Genomic DNA, 19,779 nt, shown 5'->3' with positions numbered 1-19,779 from the left:
GCCGGCGGAGCTGGAGCGCAAGCGCGCCGAAGTGAACCTCATGGCCGAACTGATGACCACGCTGAAGGATCCCGCGACGGCGGCTCAGGACGAGCCGGCCGTTCAGACGGTGGCCACCCGGCGGAGTTCGGCGACCGACGGGCAGAAGATGTCGGCGGGGTCGCCTCCCGCCCCTGAGGCCCGGTCGAACGTGGGCGTCATCGACCAGGATTCCCCCGGCCCGGCCGAGGAGACGGAGACGCCGGCGGAAAGTCGGTACGGGCCGCGCCGTCATCTGATCTCCATGATGGCGATCGCGGCCAGTCTCCTCAGTATTCTCTGGGTGACCCACGAGGGATATACCGCACACCAGCAGGCCTCGGCGCCGCGTGATTCGCCGGGCTTTTCGCCCCGCCCCTACGAGCGGATGCCGATTTCAAGTCCTGACCTGGACTTCTCGGCGACCCAACGCCCAGGTCCGGCAGGTGCCTATGCGACCGCCTTGCAGATCCAGAACGCCGAATTCCAGGGCGCCAGCAGAGTGTGGTGTGTGCTCGCCGACCCGGCTTCGAAGGACTGCGCGACGACCATGCGCCGGAGTTTTCGAACTCACGAGGGTGCCCGCGACATGGTCCTCCTTGTCACCACGTCGGTCGGAAAGATGAACCGCGACCGCACCTCCGTCGAAATACTGCTCCGGCTGGGCGACACGGAACGCCACGCTTTCCCGCTGGAGTGGGTCGACGGGCGCTGGCAGGCCGATCCGGTGACCATCCCCGCAGCCAAGGAGAAGGGAGGGCTTTACACCATGGTCGTGGCGAACGCGGGGTACGGCCTTTGCGCCGAGGCGGATTGCTAGGCGGCGTCTTCAAATGACCCCGAGTGAGAGATCACGGTCAGGTGGTACGTCGCCACGAACTGTCCGACGCCGAGCGGGAGTCCGTCCGGCCGCAGCTGCCCGAGCCGGCGCGGGGAAGGAAGCGGTTGAACGACCGCACGGACTCGACCGGATCGTGCGGAGGCTCCGGACCGGGGCGGTCCGGCGGGACGCGGTATTCCTCCGGCTTGTTCACGGGGTCGCCAACGGGAACGTCGACCAGAAGCTCAAGGCCGGGATCGGCTTCAACACGGCCGTGGTTCAGCGGCTGGACCACCTGAAGGAGACCCAGCTGAGTGACGACGGTCCCGGAGCCAACGAGTTGGCGGACCGGATGCAGGAGGCACGCTCGGCCCTCTACCTGCTCTGCGCCGGCGACACCGTCGATCTCGCCGATGCTCTCGCGCGTCGGGTCTGGCGCACCCGGCCCACCGACGGCAGGGACGACCGCCGGGCCGAGTTCCGGGAGACGTTGGACCTCCTGCGTCGTTTCACCCACCAGCTCCGGCAGGAGATCGCCAGACCGTAGTTCCCATCGGATCACCGGGCGGACCAGCGCACGTCCTTCTCGGGACGAGCGGTGATGGCTCCTGCTCCTAGTACACCGCTTCCAGGATCCCGAGGATCTGCTCCTCGGTGGGCTGCCGGGGCGTGTTGCGGGTGACCGCGTCCGCGAGGGCGCCCGCGGCGACGGGGCGCAGCAGGTCCGGGCGGGCGCCCAGGTCGCGCAGGGGCTGCTTGATGCCGAGCGCGCCGGAGATCTCGCGGACGGCGTCGATCATGGCGCGGGCCCAGTCGCCGTCGGCGGGCGGGGCGAGGCGGAGCGCGCGGCCGGCCTGCTCGTACGCCTCCTGGGCGGCCGGAGCGCTGAACTCCAGGACCTCCTCCAGGACGGCGGCGAGCGCGACCCCGTGCGGGGTGCCGGTGTGGGCGGTCAGGGCGTGCCCGATGCCGTGGACGAGACCGAGCCCGGAGATGGTCAGGGCCTGGCCCGCCAGGTGGGCGCCGAGCATCAGCCCCGCCCGGGCTTCCAGGTCCGCGCCGTCGGCGTGGGCGACGGGCAGCCATCGGCCGACCATCGCCACCGCCTGCGTCGCGTACGCCGCCGAGACCGGGTTCGCGCCCCGCGAGGCCAGCGACTCGATGCCGTGCACGAGGGCGTCGATGCCGGTGGCCGCCGTGATCCGGGCGGGCAGGCCGAGCGTCAGCTCCGGGTCGAGCAGCGCGATCCGCGGCTTCACCGAGGGATGGCCGAGGTACACCTTGCGGCGCGCGGCGGTGTCCTCGATGACGCCGAAGCCGTTGGTCTCCGCACCCGTGCCCGAGGTGGTCGGGATCGCGATCAGCGGCAGCCCGTCCAGCGCCTCCCACAGCGCGTCCGCGTCGGCCGCCGCCGCGTCCGCGTTGCCGACCAGGAGCGAGATGCCCTTGGCCGCGTCGAGGACCGAGCCCCCGCCGAGGGCGACGACCACCGCCGGGCCGAACTCCCGCGCCCGGGCGGCGCCTTCGTCGACGTTGCCGGTGGAGGGGTTGGCGCCGACCCCGTCGTACACCCCGTGCTCGACGCCCGCCGCGTCCAGCACCTTGAGCACCTGGCCGGCGATCCCGGCGGCCCGCAGCCCGCGGTCGGTGACCACGAACGCGCGGCTCATGCCGAGGGAGGAGACCAGGTCCGGGAGATGCGAGAGGCGGCCGGGGCCGAACTCGATACGGCAGGTGGGGTCGACGGTCAGCTGGCTGGTGAGGGACTCGCCCATGGCGTACAGCTCCTGGGGACGCGGGGGAAGGGGAGAAGGGGGGCTGCTCAGGCGGGGGTGCTCAGCAGGGCCTCCTCCGGACGGGGGAGCCGGAACTCCCGGCCGGCCAGGGCCTCGTAGAGCCGGACCGGGCTCATCTCCCCGGCCAGGTCGCCGTGTTGTGCCTTGGAGCGGCGGTAGATCTGCTCCACGAGCGCGGACAGCTCCGTGGCGACGCCCAGGTCGCGGCCGAGGTCCACGGCGAGGCCGAGGTCCTTGCAGGCGAGGACCATGGCGAACGAGTCGTCGTAGTCGCCGTCGACCAGCACGGACAGCAGGTCCTGCGCCAGGAAGTGCGAGGCGGCCGGGCTGGCCAGCAGCGAACTGCGCAGCACGCCCAGGTCGACGCCCGCCTTGGTGCCCATGGCCAGCACCTCGGAGGTGGCGACGAGGTGGGTGAACCACAGCAGGTTGATCATCAGCTTGACCGTGTAGCCGGCCCCCAGCGGGCCCACGTGCAGCACCTTGTCGGGGTCGCCCATGGCCTCGAAGACCGGCAGGCACCTCCGGAAGTCGTCCGCCTCCCCGCCCACGAATATCTGCAGCCGCCCGGCCTCGGCGCCGCGCGCCATCCCGCTGACGGGGGCGTCCAGACGGCGTACCCCGCGCCGGTCCAGGACGTCGGCGGCGATCCGGTCCGCGACGGCCGGGGTGGAGGTCGACATGTCGATCCACAGGGCGCCCTCGGGCAGCGCCTCGGCGGCCCCGCCGCGCAGCAGCACCTCCTCCACGACACGCGGGTTGGGCAGCATGGTGATCAGCAGTTCGGCGCCGGCCACGCACTGGGCCGGGGTGTCGGCCCAGCGGGCGCCGAGCGCCAGGTGTTCGGCGGCGGCCCCGGGCCGACTGTCGTGCACGGTGACCGGGTGTCCCGCCTGGATCAGGTGGCGGGCCATGTGGCGTCCCATGTTGCCCAGGCCGATGAAACCGATCCTCATCGTTGTCCTCGCTAGGTGATGGTGAAGTACGGGGAGGGGCCGTTCAGGCCAGGTTGATCCAGGTGGTCTTGAGGGCCGTGTACGCGTCCAGCGCGTGCAGGGACTTGTCGCGTCCCGCGCCGGTGGCCTTGAAGCCGCCGAACGGGGTGATGACGTCACTCGCGTCGAAGGTGTTGACCCAGACCGTGCCGGCCCGCAGCCGCTTCGCGGTGCGGTGGGCGACCGTCACGTCCCGGGTCCAGACGGCGGCGACCAGCCCGAAGTCGCTCTCGTTCGCCAGCCGTACGCCCTCGTCGACGTCACCGTCGTACGACACGACGGCGAGCACCGGGCCGAAGATCTCCTCCTGGCCCACGACGGAGGTGTTCGCCACGCCGTCGAGCACGGTCGGCTCGACGAAGCTCCCGCCGGTGCCGGCGAGGGTGCGCCCGCCGCCCAGCAGCACCCGCGCCCCGTCCGACCTGCCGCGCTCGATGTAGCCGAGGACCTTGGCGAGTTGGGCCTCGTCCACGACGGGTCCCATGACGGTGGCCGGGTCGAGCGGGTCGCCGACGCGGAATGTCTCGACGGTGATCCGCCGTACGGCCTCCAGGAGCCGGTCCTTGACCGAGGCGTGCACGACGACCCGGGAACCGGCGTTGCAGGTCTGCCCCGCGTTGTAGAAGATCCCCCACGCCACGGCGGACGCGGCGGCCTCGATGTCGGCGTCGGCCAGGACCAGTTGGGGCGACTTGCCGCCGGCCTCCACGGCGACCTGCTTGCCGTTGGACTCGCCCGCGTACACCTGGAAGAGGCGGGCGACCTCGGCCGAGCCGGTGAAGGCGATCTTGTCGACGTCCGGGTGGCGGCCGAGGGCCTGACCGGCGACCTCGCCGCGACCGGGGACCACGTTGAGCACGCCGTCGGGCAGCCCCGCCTCGGTGGCCAGCGCCGCCAGCCGGAGCGCGGCGAGCGAGGTCTGCTCGGCGGGCTTGAGGACCACGCTGTTGCCGGTGGCGAGCGCCGGGGCCAGCTTCCAACTGGCGATCAGCAGCGCGTAGTTCCACGGCACGACCGCGCCGACCACGCCCAGCGGCTCGCGGGTGATCAGTGCCAGCGCGTCGCCGGGGGTCGGGGCCACCTCGTCGTACGTCTTGTCGATCGTCTCGGCGTACCAGGCGATGGTCTCCGCCGCCTTGGCCACGTCGATGCGCACCGACTCGGTGATGGGCTTGCCCATCTCCAGGGTGTCGAGGAGGGCCAGTTCCTCGGCGTTCGCGAGGATCAGCCCGGCCCAGCGCAGCAGGATCCGCTTGCGTTCCTTCGGCGCGAGGCCACGCCAGCGGCCGTCCTCGAAGGCGGTCCGGGCGGACCGTACCGCCCGGTCGACGTCCTCGGCCCCCGCCGCCTGCACCTGGGCCAGCACCGCGCCGTCGCGCGGCGAGACACTGGTGAAGGAGTCGCCGGAGGTGGCGTCGGTGCAGCCGCCGTCGATGAACAGGCGTGTCTCGAAGACGAGCTTGTCCGCCGCGGCCAGCCAGTCGTCGTACGAGCGGGCCAGCAACTCGCCGATGGTGTACGTCACTTGATCCTCCAGCGGTCGATCGCGTCCTCGTCCAGCTCGACGCCGAGACCGGGCAGGTCCGGGACCTCCAGGTCGCCGTCGGCGTTCACCCGCACCGGCTCGGCGAGCATGAAGTCGCGGCGCTCGGGGGTCCAGCCGGGCGGGTCGTACGGGAACTCGAAGAACGGGCCGCCGCCGACGCCCGCCGCCACGTGGAGGTTGGCGAGCACGCCGATGCCGTTGGTCCAGCTGTGCGGGGTGAACTGACGGTGCTTCAGCTGGGCCAGTTCGGCCAGGGTGCGGGCGCGGTGCATGCCGATCGCCAGCACCACGTCCATCTGGTAGATGTCGAGGGCGTCCGCTTCGAGGTAACGCAACAGCTCGGTGGGGGAGTGGTGCATCTCGCCGGCGGCGATCCGCACCCCCGGGTTCTCGGCGCGCAGTTGCCTGAAGCCGTTGAGGTCCGCGTACGGCAGCGGCTCCTCCACCCAGAACACGTCGAGTTCGGCGAGCCGGGCGACGGTCTTGCGGGTCCTGGCGAGGTCGGAGGCGTTCGCGGTGTCGCCGGCCATCCGCCAGGACTGGTTGAGGTCGACCATGATCTCGAAGCCGGGTCCGAGTTCCTCGCGGACGGCACGGACCGCCGCGATGCCCTCGTCGATGCGGTTGCGGTCGATGCGGATCTTCATGGCGCGGAAACCGGCCTCGCGCACCTTCAGAGCGGTCTCGACGCGCTCCTCGGGGGATTTCAGCTCGCCGGAGGAAGCGTAGGCGGGCAGCTTCTCCGCCGCGTTGCCGAAGAGCTCCGACACCGGGCGGCCGTGCACCTTGCCGATGACGTCCCACAGCGCGGCCTCCAGCGGCCAGTAGTGGGCGCCGTGGAAGTTGGCGGTCTCGATCGCCCGCACATGCCGGGTGATGTCGAGCGGGTCCTCGCCGACGAACAGGTGCTTGTACGTCTCGAAGCCGTCCATGAGATCGCCGGAACCGATGCCGGTGATCCCCTCGTCGGTGTGGACGCGCACGATCGTCGCGTCGAAGGCGCGGCGCGGCTCCGGGTCCCAGGCGGCGCGGAACGGCGGGTCCAGCTCCAGCCGCAGCCGGTCCAGGACGATGTCGGTGATCTTCATCGGGCGAGCACCTCGGCGGTCGGCGTGTAGAACGGGTTGGCCGGGCCCTCCTTGGCGGCCGCCAGCACGTCGGACACGGTCGGCGTGCCGGTCACGGCGGCCCGGACCGCGCCGTACGCGGCGGCGCGCTGGTTGCGGAAGGAGATGTCCAGGTCGCCGACGGCCGGGTTGACCCACACCGCGGCGATGATCAGCAGATCGTCCGCCTCCGCCGCCGGGATCAGCCCCTCCTCGACCGCGTCCGCGACCCCCTGCGCGAGGCCGGCCTGGGCGGAACCCCAGGTCGCCCGCTCGTGCAGCTCGCCCGCGGCGGCGGCCTTGGTCACGAACAGGGTCAGCGGCTTCACCGGCACCGACGGCCGGACGACCGTGAGGAACGGGACGTGCCCGGCGCTCGGGGTGGCCAGCGCCGTGGCCCACGCCGTCTCGACGGGACCGCCCTTGCGTCCGATCACGATGTTCGTGTGCGCGGCGTCGACGCCGTCGCCGGCGAACGACTCGCCGATCAGCGCGGTCGCCGCGAAACCGGGCGGGCGGGTGGGGGAAACCGGCGTGGGCATCGGATCTCCTGGGCCTGGGAAGCGTGATTCACCGGGCGCAGAAGGACGAACCCCGTACAAGGACGAACCTCGTATTCGGCGCAGTTCATTCGGCCCGATGCGGCGAATCTAGGTCGGCGGCCACCCCCTCGCAAGGCGCCGGCGGGAATCGAAATGCCGGTTGCTCTGCTGACAACTTCCCCTCTGACCTGGGGTTCCGCTGTCGGTATCCGTGCCTACGATGACTCCGTGACCGACTCCACCGCGGCTTCCCGCGGCCACGGCCTGCGCCGCGACATCGACCTCCTCGAAGCGCTCGCCTCCGACGAGGCCCAGAACGCCGGCGGCCTCGGCGTCGTACGCCTCGCCCAGCTGGTGGGCCGGGAGAAGACCCAGATCTCCCGGGCCCTGAAGGCGCTGGCCGCCGAAGGCATCGTCGAGCGCGACCCCGACTCCCTGGAGTACCGCATCGGCTGGCGGCTCTTCTCCCTGGTCGCCCGCACCTCCGAGAGCCGGCTGGTGCGGGTGGCCGAGCCGGTCATGCACGCGCTGTCGGCCGACCTGGAGGAGACCAGCCACCTGTGCGTCCTCAGCGACCGTGACGTCCTCACCCTGCTGTCCGTCTCGGGGCACTCCTTCCGCGTGCACGGCTGGGAAGGGCGCGGGGTGCCCGCCTGGCGGCTGTCGGCGGGGCGCGTGCTGCTCGCCGACGCGACCCCGGACGAGCTGTACGTCCGCTTCGGCACCAGCGGCGAGATGCCGGTACAGGATCTGTGGGCGCTCATCCAGGACGCCCGGCGGCAGGGCTACGCGCGGGTCAGCGAGGAGTTCGAGGAGGGGCTGGTCGGGGTGTCGGCGCCCATCCGGGACTTCCGGGGCCGGGTCGTCGCCGCCATCAACATCTCCGCCCCCAAGTCCCGGTTCGGCGACCGGCTCGACGAGGCGGGGCGCACCACGGCAAGGGCCGCGACCCGGGTGTCCGCGCTGCTGGGCTGGGAGCCCCGGCGCGCCCCGCTGGCGCGGACCCGGCTCACCTGACGGCGGTGCTCCCGCGGACTCTCCGCATGATCGGCGAGTTGCCCTCACAGCAACCCCCGTTGCGATCCGCAGAGGTTGCCTTGTCGGCCCCATGACGCGCTCGTAAATTCACCGCCCATCGGACGAGCCTCGTCCGGAACGGAGAAAAGAGCAGCTCATGAACCTCGCCGGCATCGACCTCCTGGCCAAGGCGCCGTACGCGGAGGGCGATGTGTTCCTCGGCGGCCGCTGGCTCCAGGCCGCCGACGGACGCACCTACCCCGTGTACGACCCGGCCACCGGCGACCTGATCCGCGATGTCTCCGCGGCGGGCGAGGAGGACGCCCGCGCGGCGATCGAGGCCGCGGAGTCGGCCGCGGCCGGCTGGCGTGCGACACCGCCCCGGCGCCGTTCGGAGATCCTGCACGACACGTTCGAGCTGATGCGCGAGCACACCGACGCCCTCGCCCGGCTCATCGTGCTGGAGAACGGCAAGGCCTACCGGGACGCGGCGGCCGAGGTCGGGTACGCCGCCGAGTTCTTCCGCTGGTTCGCCGAGGAGGCGGTCCGGATCGACTCCTCCTTCGGCGATGCCCCGGCCGGCGGCTACCGGCACGTCGTGCGCAGACACCCCGTCGGCGTCACCGCGTTCGTGACCCCCTGGAACTTCCCGGCCGCCATGGCCACCCGCAAGATCGCCCCGGCGCTCGCGGCCGGCTGCCCGGTGCTGCTCAAGCCCGCCCCGGAGACCCCGCTCACCGCCCTGGCGGTGGCCGCGCTGCTCACCGAAGCCGGCCTGCCCGAAGGCCTGTTGAACGTGCTGCCCACCGACCGCGCCGCCGAGGTCGGCTCCGCCTGGCTCGGCGACGAACGGGTCCGCAAGTTCTCCTTCACCGGCTCCACCGCCACTGGCAGACTCCTCCTGGAGCAGGCCGCCGCCAACGTCGTCAACGTGACCATGGAACTGGGCGGCAACGCCCCCTTCGTGGTCTGCGCCGACGCCGACATCGACGCCGCCGTACGGGGCGCGATGGACGCCAAGATGCGCGGCGGCGGCGAGGTCTGCATCGCCGCCAACCGCTTCTACGTCCACGCCGACGTCGCAGCGGAGTTCACCGAGAAGTTCGGTGCCGCCATGGTCGCCGTGCGCGCCGGATCCGGTCTGGCGGAGGGCGTCACCCTCGGCCCGATGATCAACCAGCCGGCCGTGGACAAGATCCGCGACCTGGTCGCCGACGCCCTGGCGCGCGGCGCGCGCATCGCGGCACAGGGCGAAGTGCCCGACGGACCCGGCCACTTCCACCCCGCGACCGTCCTCGTCGACGTCCCCGACGACGCCCGCATCCTGCACGAGGAGGTCTTCGGCCCCGTCGCGCCGCTCACCACCTTCACCGACGAGGACGAGATGCTGGCCCGCGCCAACGCCACCGTCCACGGCCTGGCGTCGTACGTCTACTCCCGTGACGTCGGCCGCGCCCTGCGCCTCGCCGAACGCCTGGAGGCCGGCATGGTCGGCGTCAACCGCGGCCTGCTCTCCGACCCTGCGGCGCCCTTCGGCGGCGTCAAGCAGTCCGGCCTCGGCCGGGAGGGCGGCCGCGAGGGCATCGAGGCCTTCCTGGAGACGCAGTACATCGCCCTCGACTGGCCCCTCTGAACCTCAACAACCTCTGAACCCTTGCCCGTCCCCGTCCCCGCACCCGCTCACCCCAAGGACCGCTCATGGCAATGACGCCTGCGACCCAGCAACCGCCCGGCACCCCGGAAGTGCCCGCCGACCGCGCCCGCGAACGCCGCCGCCTGCACACGAAGCTGAAACTCGCCACCCAGATAGGCGAGGGCATCGACGGCTACATCATCGGCGGCATCGGCATGGCGATGACCGCCCTCACCGCCGATCTGCACCTCTCCACCCTCATGGAGGGCCTGGTCGGGGCCTCCCCGCTGATCGGCATCTTCGTCGGCGGCCCGCTCTTCGGCCGCCTCGCCGACCGCTTCGGCCGCCGCCCGGTGTTCCTCGCCGACATGCTGATCTTCCTGGTCGGCTCGGCGCTCCAGTTCTTCGTCACCGACGGGCTGCAACTCTTCCTCATCCGGCTGCTGATGGGCGTGGCGATCGGCGGCGAGTACGCCATCGGCGCCCCGCTGCTCTCCGAGTACGCCCCCAGACAGGGACGCGGCCGGCTGCTGGCCAGCCTGGAGATCAGCTGGTACGTCGGCTACGCGCTCGCCACGGTCGTCGGCGCCCTGTTCGCGGACGTCGACGGCGGCTGGCGCTGGTCCCTGGCCAGCAGCGCGGTCATCGCCGTGGTGTGCGTGTCGTTGCGCGGCGGCATCCCGGAGTCGGCCCGCTGGCTGCTGAGCAAGGGGCGCCGGGAGGAGGCCGAGGCGCTGATCGAGAGGTACGGCATCGAGATCGACGTCGACGCGGAACTCGACGAGCGGGGCGCGACCGGACAGGCCGGGTTCTGGGCGCTGTTCAGCAAGGACCACCTGCGCAGCACGGTGTTCGCGAGCGTCTTCTGGGCGGCCCTGGTGCTGCCGTACTTCGCCATCGGCACGTTCTGGACGCAGGTCTTCGACGCCCTCCACATGGGTGACAACGCGGTCGCGGCGCTGCTCGTCTACTCGTTCACCGCGGTCGCCGGGGTCACGGCCGGCTGCCTGGTCGTGGACCGCATCGGCCGCCGCAGGCTGCTGATCCCGCCGTTCTGGATCACCGCGGCCTGTCTGGCCCTGGTCGCGGTGTGGCCGCACTCGACACCCGTCATCGTGGGCGGTTTCCTCTTCTTCATCTTCCTCAACGCGGCCTCCAGCGCGCTCACCGCGGTCTACCCGCTGGAGGTGTTCCCCACCTCGCTGCGCGCCACCGGCGTCGGCTTCGCCACCGCGATGAGCAGGGTCGGCGCGGCCGTCGGCACCTTCCTGCTGCCGATGGGCCTCGACCGGTTCGGAGTGGAGTTCGTCCTGCTCGTCGGAGCCGGGGTGCTCGCGCTCGGCGGTCTGGTCTCCCAGTTCCTGGCCCCGGAGACCACGGACCTGGACCTCGCGAAGGCGGCGCGGACGGCCCGTGGACCGGTGAGCGGCTGACGTTCCCCGAGGTGACGCGGCTACGGCTTCTGCGTGAGCGCGGTGACGCCGAGGCCGTCGGCCGACTCGATCTGGCGGAGCGTGTGGAAGTACATCACCGCGTCCTTGTGCCGGGGCTGTTCCTCGGTGGGACCTCCGCCGACGAGCATGCCGAGAAGGACGGCGTTGCCCTTGTCGTCGAGCCGGTACACCGGCGAGCCGGAGTCACCCTCCAGGGGGCCGGACGAGACAGGCTTGGTGGCGGCGGCGAGGCCGGTCGTGCAGTCGTCGGTGTGCCCCGGATCCGTGCTGCACAACGTGCCGTGATCCGGGGTCCGGACCTCGAATCCGCAGTTCGCCTTGGTGACCATCCCGCTGTAGCAGACCATGTCGCCCTGCGCGACGGAGCCCTTGCCGACCACCCGGACCGCGCTCGGGACCTGGGGATCGACCCAGATCGTGGCCGCGTACGTCTGCGGTCCGGACTGCCCGCGCACACCGGTGATCAGCTCCATGTCGTGTCGTCCGTCGGGAACACCCGCGTCGAATTTCACGACCGTGACCGTGCCGAAGTCGATGTCGCCGCCGGACCGATCGTGGCCGGAGCCGAGATCGATGTCCTTCTTGAAGCAGTGCCCGGCGGTCACCATGCCCTTCTTCCTGGGGTCGGCGTTGAACTGCACGGCGAATCCGGAGGTGCAGTGGTAGTCGCTCTCCTGCGCGGTCGGGAAGACGGAGAGGGCGGCGCCGCCGAAGTGCGGTTGCACGTCATTGGCCCGGCCGTACGGCGCCGGATCGGCCAGCGGGCGTGGGGTGTCGAGCGCCGACGGCACCAGGCTGAGACAGCCCACGGCGGCAAGGGCGACGGCGTAACCGGTGACTGTCCGCGTGCGCATGGGCCGCCTCACAGCTCGATGTCGATGACGATGCCGCCGAGCAGACCGCGCCTGGCGGGCACATAGTCGGCGTGCACCAGCCGACGGGCCACCGGGACGGGCGTGCCGCCCACGGTCACGGTCTCGGTCGCGGTGTCCGGGTCGCACTGGTGGAGCTCGTGTTCCTCGACCAGGAACCGGTAGCGGACGAGCAGTTCGGTGGGCCGGTCGGGGAAGTCGACCGACCAAGCGAAGCCGGCGCCGTCGGCCCGGCAGGTGAGCTCGACCGGGTCGCCCACCGGCGCCCAGTCGAGCTCGTCGCCGGCGGTCAGCCTCTGCAGGGTGGCCCGGACCCGTCGGCTCCCGGCCACGGCGGCCGGCCCCGTGCCGATCCGCCGGCCGACGTCGTTCCAGGTGGTCGGGCCGGACAGGCGCAGCCGCGCACGGTTGTCGACCGTGGTGGCGGTGACGGTCCGGGGCGGCGGCAGCTGGCCGAACTCGGCGACCACCGCCTTCGACAGCTCGAGACCCGGCAGGGCGAAGGGCTGGTAGCGGGCGACGACCGGCCGCAGGAACGGGAAGTAGGCGGTGGCCGCGGCCGCGGCCAGGTCCACGTCGATGTCGACGTACCAGAGGCGGCGGTCGGTGTCGTACAGCGGCGTGTACGCGGCGACGGACACGGTCGGCGGGGTGGCGCCGGTGGATTCGGCGAGCGGCAGGCCGGTGGCCGTGGCGGTGGGGTTCGGGAAGGTGGCGGTCGAGGGCGGTGGGAGGGGCGTGGTGTCCGCCCACACCGGGTCGATGCCCCAGCGGGTGGCGTACTCGTCGGGCAGCACGCCGGCCGGATCCAGGAGTACGGCGAGGAGTTCGTCGTCGCCGGAGGAGTACCACGGGCGGTTCAGGTAGAGCCGCAGGCCCGCGAGGTGCCGGGTCCGGGTCATCGTACGGGTGTCCCGGTCGACCGCGGTGGACCAGCGGAACGTGGGCACCAGGTGGCTGACGTCGGGCGGCTCGGGGCGCCGTGAGCTGGGCACGGGCACCGCGACGCCCGGGCCGGTCCGGGTGACGAGTTTCGGGTCGTCGGTGATGGTCGGGTGGAAGTACTCGCGGAACCGGGTCGTCGCGGTCGGCGTGTAGGTGAGGTTCCGGTGCCGGGTGTCGCCGAACTCGTGGGAGACGGAGGCGTATCCGAAGTCGGCGTCCGCCGGGATCGTGGTGTCCTCCAGGTGGGCGAGGTGGGTGAAGCGCTGCGGGCCCGCCTGGGTGACGTCGTCGACCCACTCGCTCCAGGTGCCCTCCACGGCCACGGTGGCGGTGCTCTCCACATGCACCAGCAGGGTGCTCTCCAGCAGCGCGGACGTCTCTTCCGGACCCCGGTCGACGCGCGGGCGGTCCAGCTCCGGCGGCCGCAGCGGCTTCTCCACCGCGTGCACCAGGTCCAGCCGCACCCACGGGGTGAGCAGCCAGTTCTCGCCCGCCGCGCTGAGCCGCGCGACCAGGTCCCGGTCGGGCTGGCGGAGCCCCGCCCAGTACTCGGAACGGGTCAGCAGGGTCCACTGGTTGAGCAGCGGCAGGTCGGCGGGGTCGAGGTAGCAGCTGAGGTAGACGCGGGCGGTCTCGCCCTTGGTGAGGTACACGGTCAGCCGGCGCCACAGCGGGTTGTCCTCGGGCCGCGGCTCGTCGTCGCCCTCCTCGATGCGCAGCACGAACGGCCTGGCCTGCGGCCAGGGGCCGGTGAACGGGAAGAAGTAGTCGCCGGTGGTGCCCGGCAGACCGCGCAGACAGACACCGCGGGCGAGCGGGTCCGGCAGATAGGGCAGCAGCAGCTGATCGCGGTCGTGGATCACGAACTCGCCGGTCTTCAGGCCCGCGCCCCGGTGGGCCAGCGGCAACTCGGTGAGCGGCTCGGTGTCCCGGACGCTGTGCTTGGCCACCCGGATCTCGCCGAACCGCAGCAGGTCGGTGCTGGAGTCGGGGTCCTCGGGGTCGCTGACCACGGTGTCCAGGAACGACCCGGACTCCCGGGCGGCGGAGGCGAAGTAGCGCCGGCGCACCTCCTCGGTGACGTCCGGGCCGAACGCCGGGTCGTAGCAGCCGTGTTCCTCGGCCATCCGCAGCGCGCACTTGGGCGGCGCGATGTGCCGCTCGTCGCGGTAGCCGTAACTGCGGTCCAGGTGGTCGATGCCGGTGTCGGTGCCATGGTCCGGGACGTCCGAGCGCCGCACGCTGTACGACAGCGCGGAGATCTCCGTGCCGTCGTCCTCGACGGTGCTCCTGATGACCAGCTGCTCCGCCGACTCACCTTCGTTGAAGGGCTTCGACGGTACGACCACCGGCTGCGGCACCGGCTCCCAGCGCCGGTAGGTGACCGCCGGGGAGGCGAGCTCCTCGGGGATCTCGGCGGTGTGGTCGAGGCCGTTGCCGGCCAGGTCGACGGCGCGCGCCCGCAGCCGGTAGGTCCGGCCGTAGCGCAGCGCGGGCAGGCTGCCGGGCTGGGCGGTGAACCGGGTCTCCAGCGGTACGTCCGGGGAGACCTCGGGCGCCACCGCCTCCGGCTGGTTCCGGAGGCCGATGGTCCTGCCCGGGCGCGCGGCGACCAGGCTCCAGCCCTCCCAGCCGAACAGCGCCTGGTGACCGTAGAGTTCGTCGGCCCCGGGCGACTGCCTGGTCACCGCGCTGGTCTTCACCTGGCCCTCGTCGGGGCGCACGGTGAGCGGCACGGGCGCCTCACCGGGGCGGCGGACGGTGTAGGTGCCCTGGCGCCGGCACAGGGAGTGCCAGCTGTGCACCTCTCCGGTCGCGTCGGCGACACCGACGTCCACCCGGTAGCCGCGCACCAGGTCCTCGGCGTGCAGGACGGGGTCGGCGGCGCCCGCGGTGCGCTCGCCGTCGGCGCCGATCCGGGCCGCCAGCCGGTGGTCGCCGTCGGCGCACAGCACGGTGAGCCCGCTGCCGCGCGCCGCCGGGGTGCCGGTGCCCAGCTGTTTGCGGGCCGGGGCCGTGTCGTCGAGCGGGCCCTGGTCCAGGGCGTCGACCGCCCGGGCGTAGTCGACGTGCTTGAGTGCCGCGCCGTCCACGTCGAGGTCGGTGACCCGGAAGGCGTCGGAGCCGAGGTCGAGCATCCGGCCGCGCAGGACGCCCTCGTCGGCGGACAGGGGATCGAACCGGCTCCCCGCCCGGTAGCGCAGCCTGGTCGCCGGGCGTAGTCCGGGGGCGTGCAGCCGGTCCTGGTCGGGGTGACCGGCGAAGGAGACCTGGACCGCGCCCTCGTCGGCCAGTCCGGGCGGTGCGGTGAAGACCAGGTCGACGACCAGTCCGAACCTGCGCTGCAGCTCGGGGTAGTCGGCGAGCAGGGTGCACGCCTCGTGGAAGTCGACGCGGTGCGGCTCCGGTTCGGGTTGCGGAGCGGCCGTCCGCGCCGCCGAGGCCGGCGTGCGGTCGAAGAAGCGGTGGGCCTCGGCGAACGCGAAGGTCCTGGCCCGCGCCTCGTAGTCCGGGTTGCCGGTGCGCCGCATGACGCGCGGGGTGTACGGCGACGGGTCGGCGGCCGCCTCGGCGCTCCCGGTGCCGAGCAGGGTGTCGAGGGTGCGGTAGGCCTCGCCGGGGTCGGGCGCGAAGTCCTTCACCCCAGGTCCGATCAGGTCCAGGACCGCGCCGGGTGCGGGGAACTTCCAGCCCTGGTCGAGGTCCGGGTCCGGCGGGCCGCACTCGCTCAGCTCCTGTGCGGCGGCCTCCAGGCGCAGGCGCTGGGCGGTGGTGGCGACCGCGACCTCCCGGTACAGGCCGGTGACCTCGGTGTGCACCGCGGCCGCCGGATAGGAGCGGAGGGTCCGCTGGACCGGCCCGGCGGCCGTGGCGGTCTTCTGCCCCGGCGGCCGTACCGGTGTGCTGTCGCGGAACAGCGCGGTCCAGGCCCCGCTGTCCGCGGGCGGGAACCGGTCGGCGGGGGTGACGGAGCCGGCCGTGGCGATCACCGGGCCGCCCGGACTGCCGTAGAAGTCGAGGGACAGGTGGCCGAGGAGGCCGTGCAGTGCCGTCGGCCAGTCGGGCATCCCCTCGTAGTCACCGAGCCGTGCGGATCCGGTGAGCAGCGGGGTGACCAGGACGGAGACCCGCAGGACGTCGTGCCCGGCCGGGTCCTGGCCGGTGATGCCGTCGGGGAGCACGGTCCAGCGCAGGGCGCGTTGAGCGGTCACGGGGTCACCTCCGCGAAGGCGGTGCAGTACTCGGACACGGGGTCCCGCTCCGCTCCGGTCACCGGGTCGGGGTAGACGGACATCAGGTCGGCGAACGAGGGCGGGACGACCGGCGGGGGATCGGTGGCCGCTCTGTGCCCCGACGCCGCGGCCAGGGGCGCGGGAGCCGTGCCCGAGCCGGCGAACCGCTTCTCGCAGGTGATCTCCACCGACTCGGAGAAGAACCCGATCTCGATGCTGATCGACAGGGTGGCCCGGCCGATCGCGTAGCCGTCGCTGTAGCCGAGCTCCAGATACAGCTCGATCGAGGCGGAGACCAGGCCGAGCACGTCGACCTCGCCGCGGGCCCGCAGATAGCCGACCAGTTTCACGCCCTTCGCGGTGTCCAGCCGGAAGTACACCCCGGCCATCACCGAGAGGCTTCCGCTGGCCACCCCGAAGTTCATGGACACCGCGGCGCCGAACTCCAGGGCCGCCTCCAGCACCGTGATCTCCTGGGCGGAGAGCACGATGCCGAAGTACCCGCCGCCGCCCAGCATGGACACGGTCAGCCGGAACGGCGCCTCCCGGCGGCAGAAGGCGAAGCCGACCTCCAGGGCGCTGCCGAGGAACGGCACCTGGAGGGAGGCGCTGAGCGCGATGTTCTCCAGGCTGAACACGCCGACGGCCAGGTTCGGCAGCGGCATCGAGTAGTTCGCCGTGATGCCCGAGGCGGTCACCTCGACGGCCGGCGGATCGCTGAAGCCGTCCAGCGGGATCAGCTGCCGCAGGGTCTCCACGAAGGACAGCTCGTTGACGAACCGGACGTGCCCGAACTTCACCTCGATGTCCGGCTTCTTGCCGATCCGCATGGTGAAACGGATCAGCTCGAAGTGGAGTTCCAGGCCCTGGAGCACACCCGGCACCAGGAGCAGATCGAAGTCGGACAGCGTGCAGGTCACGTCGGCGCCCTGCGGGACGCCCTCGCTCAGCGCGCCGCGCCGGTCCACCACGAGGGTGAGGTGTCCGGCGGCCCGCCCGTCGGACAGCCGGAACAGGGTGTGCGGGGGGTCCGGCCAGTCCTTGAGGTCGGGCGCCCATTCCATCCGGGCGTTCACCACCTCGGCCAGCTTGGCGCCCCGGGCGGCGGGCTGGACCGCGTCCTTGAGGGCCAGGGCGCCGCCGACCGTGTCGTCCCAGGTCGCCACCTGCTGCTGGACCCGTTCCAGGACGGCGCGGACGCCGGGGTCCGTGGCGGCAGGCAGCGCGGCGCGGAGGTCGGTCAGCGCCGACGAGAAGACGTGGAACGCGTTCTCCACGTCCTCCAGTCCCGGTGCCTGGTCGTCGCCCTTGAGCGCGCCGACGACGAACTCCACCAGCGTGTCGGCGAAGATCGCCGCCGCGTCGGTCGTCCTGATCACCAGATCGGCGATGTCAGGGAACTGCCGTTCCAGCGCGGCGGTGAGCCCGCGCACCCGGCGCAGGTCTCCCAGGAACCCGGTGACGGCGTCGACCGTCTCGGAGAAGAAGTTGGGCGCCTGGAGGTTGTCCAGGCCGGTCGCCTCCAGCAGTTTCACCAGCGGGATGACTCCGAACAACCTGGCGTTGGTGCCGAGCAGTTGGCCGAAGAACGCCGTCGGCTCGAAGCGGCCCTCCGCGATCGCGGACCAGTCGTGCTCCAGGACGTCCGACGCGTCGGCGCCCGCCGCGCGGGGCAGTTGCGGCGCGGCGACCGGTCCGGTCAGCCGGGAGACGCCGGCCACGTCGAAACTCGGCGTCACCAGCGCCCCGGACTGGTCGGCTGAGCGGTGGAAGGACATGGGCGCGGTGTAGAGGACGAGTTCCGCGAACAGCTCGCCGCGGTTGCCGTCCTCGAACGCGTGCTTCGCGTAGGGGACCGGGTAGCGCAGGGGCAGCGCGGACCTGAAGCCGCTCAGCGACCTCACCTGCGGCAGCACCGCGCGCGCCCAGCGCAGCCGGGGGACGAAACGGGGAGCCGCCTCGCTGTCCCCGGCCAGCAGTTCGCCGGTGGTCTCCATGCCCCAGACGGCCTCGGCGAGTTCGAGCGCGGTGTCGCCCGGTGTGGTGCTCGGTGCCATCGCCACCGACTGGCCGCGCAGGGCCGCGGTCACGCGTCCGACGGTCGTGGTCCCGTCCGGCGGGCCCGAGGTGGGGCCGGTGTCCTGCCGGTTGTAGTGGTCGGCGACGGTGGTCACGGCGTCCGGGGACTCGTGTGCCGTCTTCCCCAGGAACAGCAGGGGGATCTGGAACTCGACCAGCCTGCCGTCCCGGTCCACGGCGCTGACGGCGAACCGGAAGGCGTCCTCGGGACGCGCCGGGTCCTTGCCGCTCGCGACCGGGAAGAAGGCGTGCTCGCCGGGCAGGATGCCGTCCAGGTTGACGGGCTCGGCGAGATCCGGGGTCACCTGGGTGAGCAACTGCACGCTGGTGAAGGGGAATAGCAGGTGCAGCCGGTCCCGGGGCGGGTTGCCGGGGCCGAGCACCTCCCGGTCGTAGCCGATGACCGGCTCGCGTACGACGACGTACATCCGCTGGCAGAGATAGGCGCCGTGGTCCGGGCGGCCGGGGTCGAACTTGCGCTCGGTGACCTTGACCAGCTCGGCCCGGTGCCCGAAGGGGCACAGCCGTCCGGCGTACATGACCCGCACATAGTGGTCCCGGCCGAGCGCCGCGCGGTGCCGCCACTGGGTGACGTCCAGCCCGGTGGGCGGTTTCGGCCAGCGCCCGAGCGAGTCCAGGCCGCCGCCGAGCCCGGACAGGGTCAGGCCCCGGACGTCCACCGGCTCGGGCGGGCGGTCGCCGGTGAGCGCGAAGTCCGAGGTGAGGTGGACCAGTTGGTGGCGGTCGCGGGAGTCCAGCGCCATGCGGAACTCGTACTGGCCGGCCGGGGGCAGGCTGATCCGGCCCGGTACGAAGTCGGGGTCCCGGGTCCACACGACCCGCGCCGTCTCCTGCCGCAGCCGGGTGTGCCAGAGGGCGATGCGCTCCTGCGGCTGCGGCGGGCCGAGCGCGGTGGTGTGCGTCCAGCGCGCGTCCTGGGTGGGTGACAGCAGCAGGCGGTACGGCAGTTCGATGCCGGTGCGCGGGTCGGCGGGGTCGGCGAAGGGGTTCTGCGGGCCCGGCGGTGGCGCTGGGGCGGCGTGCGGAGGCTGTGGCGGGCCGGAGTGCGCCGGCCGCAGCGGGGCGGGGTGCGGCGCGCCGACGGGGCCGGCCACCGCGGTCAGCGCGGTCTCCTCGCCGTACCGCGCGGTGAGTTCGGCCAGCGCGCGGACCGCCCGCAGGACGTGCTCGGCGCCCCGGCCCGCCAGTGCCTCGGCGAGCCGCGCGGTGGCGGCGGGCGCGGCCGGTGCCACCGCGGCGTCGACCACGCGCAACGGCAGGGTGCGCATCGCGGTCAGCAGCCCGGTGGCGGAGTAGTCGATCCGGTCCTGTGCGCCGACGGCGAAGACCAGGACGCTGCGGCCGGCGATCCGTGCGAGCACGGGCGGCGTGGGGTGGGGTTCGCCCGCTCCCGGTTCGCCCTCGGCCGGCAGTCCGGGGGCGGCCTCGAAGAACGCCTGCTCGGTGAGGTGCTGCGGGCCGAAGTCGACCACCAGCCGGCCCTCGACCGCCGGATCGGCCCGCTGGAGTGTTCGCCTGCCGAACGGGGAGGCGTCGAGGCGCAACCCCGGGAAGCTGAATCCCAGATCCAGCAGATCGTCCGTACGTAACAGCCTGATGGGTGCTGGAGTGGGATTCGTTGAGGTCACCAGCCGCTCCTGCCCAGGTGAAGAGAGTCCGCCCCGGGCGATGACCGTAGCCTCGGTCCGACATGTAGATCAAT

The 19,779-nt window shown here is 72.5% G+C and carries 13 protein-coding genes; 5 read left to right on the top strand and 8 right to left on the bottom strand.

From position 1 onward, the window contains the following. Positions 1 to 40: 40 nt before the first annotated feature. Both KVT45_RS36295 and KVT45_RS36290 read left to right on the top strand, forming a co-directional pair. On the top strand, positions 41 to 838 hold the full coding sequence (locus tag KVT45_RS36295) for a hypothetical protein (protein WP_217553424.1): 798 nt from the start codon (positions 41 to 43) through the stop codon (positions 836 to 838). Positions 839 to 992: 154 nt separating this feature from the next. Then, positions 993 to 1,385, top strand: coding sequence for a hypothetical protein (locus tag KVT45_RS36290; RefSeq protein ID WP_308310968.1), 393 nt, complete (start codon positions 993 to 995; stop codon positions 1,383 to 1,385). Between the two features lie 67 nt (positions 1,386 to 1,452). Here KVT45_RS36290 and KVT45_RS36285 read toward each other — a convergent pair whose 3' ends face one another. Genes KVT45_RS36285 through fae form a run of 5 tightly spaced genes read right to left on the bottom strand, consistent with a single transcriptional unit; the run spans position 1,453 to position 6,823 of the window. Next, entirely contained in the window at positions 1,453 to 2,613 is a 1,161-nt protein-coding gene (locus KVT45_RS36285; RefSeq protein ID WP_217553423.1) for an iron-containing alcohol dehydrogenase family protein, read from the bottom strand. Between the two features lie 47 nt (positions 2,614 to 2,660). Continuing rightward, complete coding sequence (locus KVT45_RS36280; RefSeq protein WP_217553422.1) at positions 2,661 to 3,590, bottom strand: NAD(P)-dependent oxidoreductase; 930 nt, start codon at positions 3,588 to 3,590, stop codon at positions 2,661 to 2,663. Positions 3,591 to 3,633: 43 nt separating this feature from the next. After that, positions 3,634 to 5,154: an aldehyde dehydrogenase gene (locus tag KVT45_RS36275; RefSeq protein ID WP_217553421.1), complete on the bottom strand. Its 1,521-nt coding sequence runs from the start codon at positions 5,152 to 5,154 to the stop codon at positions 3,634 to 3,636. Beyond that, on the bottom strand, positions 5,151 to 6,263 hold the full coding sequence (locus KVT45_RS36270; protein WP_217553420.1) for a mandelate racemase/muconate lactonizing enzyme family protein: 1,113 nt from the start codon (positions 6,261 to 6,263) through the stop codon (positions 5,151 to 5,153). The genes KVT45_RS36275 and KVT45_RS36270 overlap by 4 nt, the downstream gene beginning before the upstream one ends. After that, on the bottom strand, positions 6,260 to 6,823 hold the full coding sequence (gene fae, locus KVT45_RS36265; RefSeq protein WP_217553419.1) for a formaldehyde-activating enzyme: 564 nt from the start codon (positions 6,821 to 6,823) through the stop codon (positions 6,260 to 6,262). Before fae ends, KVT45_RS36270 begins: the two co-directional genes overlap by 4 nt. Positions 6,824 to 7,051: 228 nt before the next feature. Here fae and KVT45_RS36260 point away from each other — a divergent pair, with 228 nt between their 5' ends. The 3 genes from KVT45_RS36260 (at position 7,052) to KVT45_RS36250 (ending at position 10,906) form a co-directional block, all read left to right on the top strand. Further along, complete coding sequence (locus KVT45_RS36260) at positions 7,052 to 7,840, top strand: IclR family transcriptional regulator (RefSeq protein ID WP_308310967.1); 789 nt, start codon at positions 7,052 to 7,054, stop codon at positions 7,838 to 7,840. Between the two features lie 157 nt (positions 7,841 to 7,997). Next, positions 7,998 to 9,473 (top strand): NAD-dependent succinate-semialdehyde dehydrogenase, encoded by a 1,476-nt coding sequence (locus KVT45_RS36255; protein WP_217553418.1) that lies wholly within the window; start codon positions 7,998 to 8,000, stop codon positions 9,471 to 9,473. A gap of 65 nt (positions 9,474 to 9,538) precedes the next feature. Continuing rightward, on the top strand, positions 9,539 to 10,906 hold the full coding sequence (locus KVT45_RS36250; protein ID WP_217553417.1) for an MFS transporter: 1,368 nt from the start codon (positions 9,539 to 9,541) through the stop codon (positions 10,904 to 10,906). Positions 10,907 to 10,926: 20 nt separating this feature from the next. On the opposite strand, the gene KVT45_RS36245 is transcribed toward KVT45_RS36250, so the two are convergent. The 3 genes from KVT45_RS36245 to KVT45_RS36235 are packed head-to-tail and all read right to left on the bottom strand — an operon-like array spanning position 10,927 to position 19,705. Next, entirely contained in the window at positions 10,927 to 11,781 is an 855-nt protein-coding gene (locus KVT45_RS36245) for a S1 family peptidase (protein ID WP_217553416.1), read from the bottom strand. 8 nt (positions 11,782 to 11,789) lie between these two features. Next, positions 11,790 to 15,956 (bottom strand): hypothetical protein, encoded by a 4,167-nt coding sequence (locus KVT45_RS36240; RefSeq protein ID WP_217553415.1) that lies wholly within the window; start codon positions 15,954 to 15,956, stop codon positions 11,790 to 11,792. Next, entirely contained in the window at positions 15,953 to 19,705 is a 3,753-nt protein-coding gene (locus KVT45_RS36235) for a hypothetical protein (protein WP_217553414.1), read from the bottom strand. The genes KVT45_RS36240 and KVT45_RS36235 overlap by 4 nt, the downstream gene beginning before the upstream one ends. Positions 19,706 to 19,779: the final 74 nt, after the last annotated feature.

This window comes from Streptomyces sp. GbtcB6, from assembly GCF_019091475.1.
Taxonomy (GTDB): Bacteria; Actinomycetota; Actinomycetes; order Streptomycetales; family Streptomycetaceae; genus Streptomyces; species Streptomyces hyaluromycini.
Note: the sequence above shows the minus strand (reverse complement) of the source record. Positions and strands in the feature narration are given on the sequence as shown.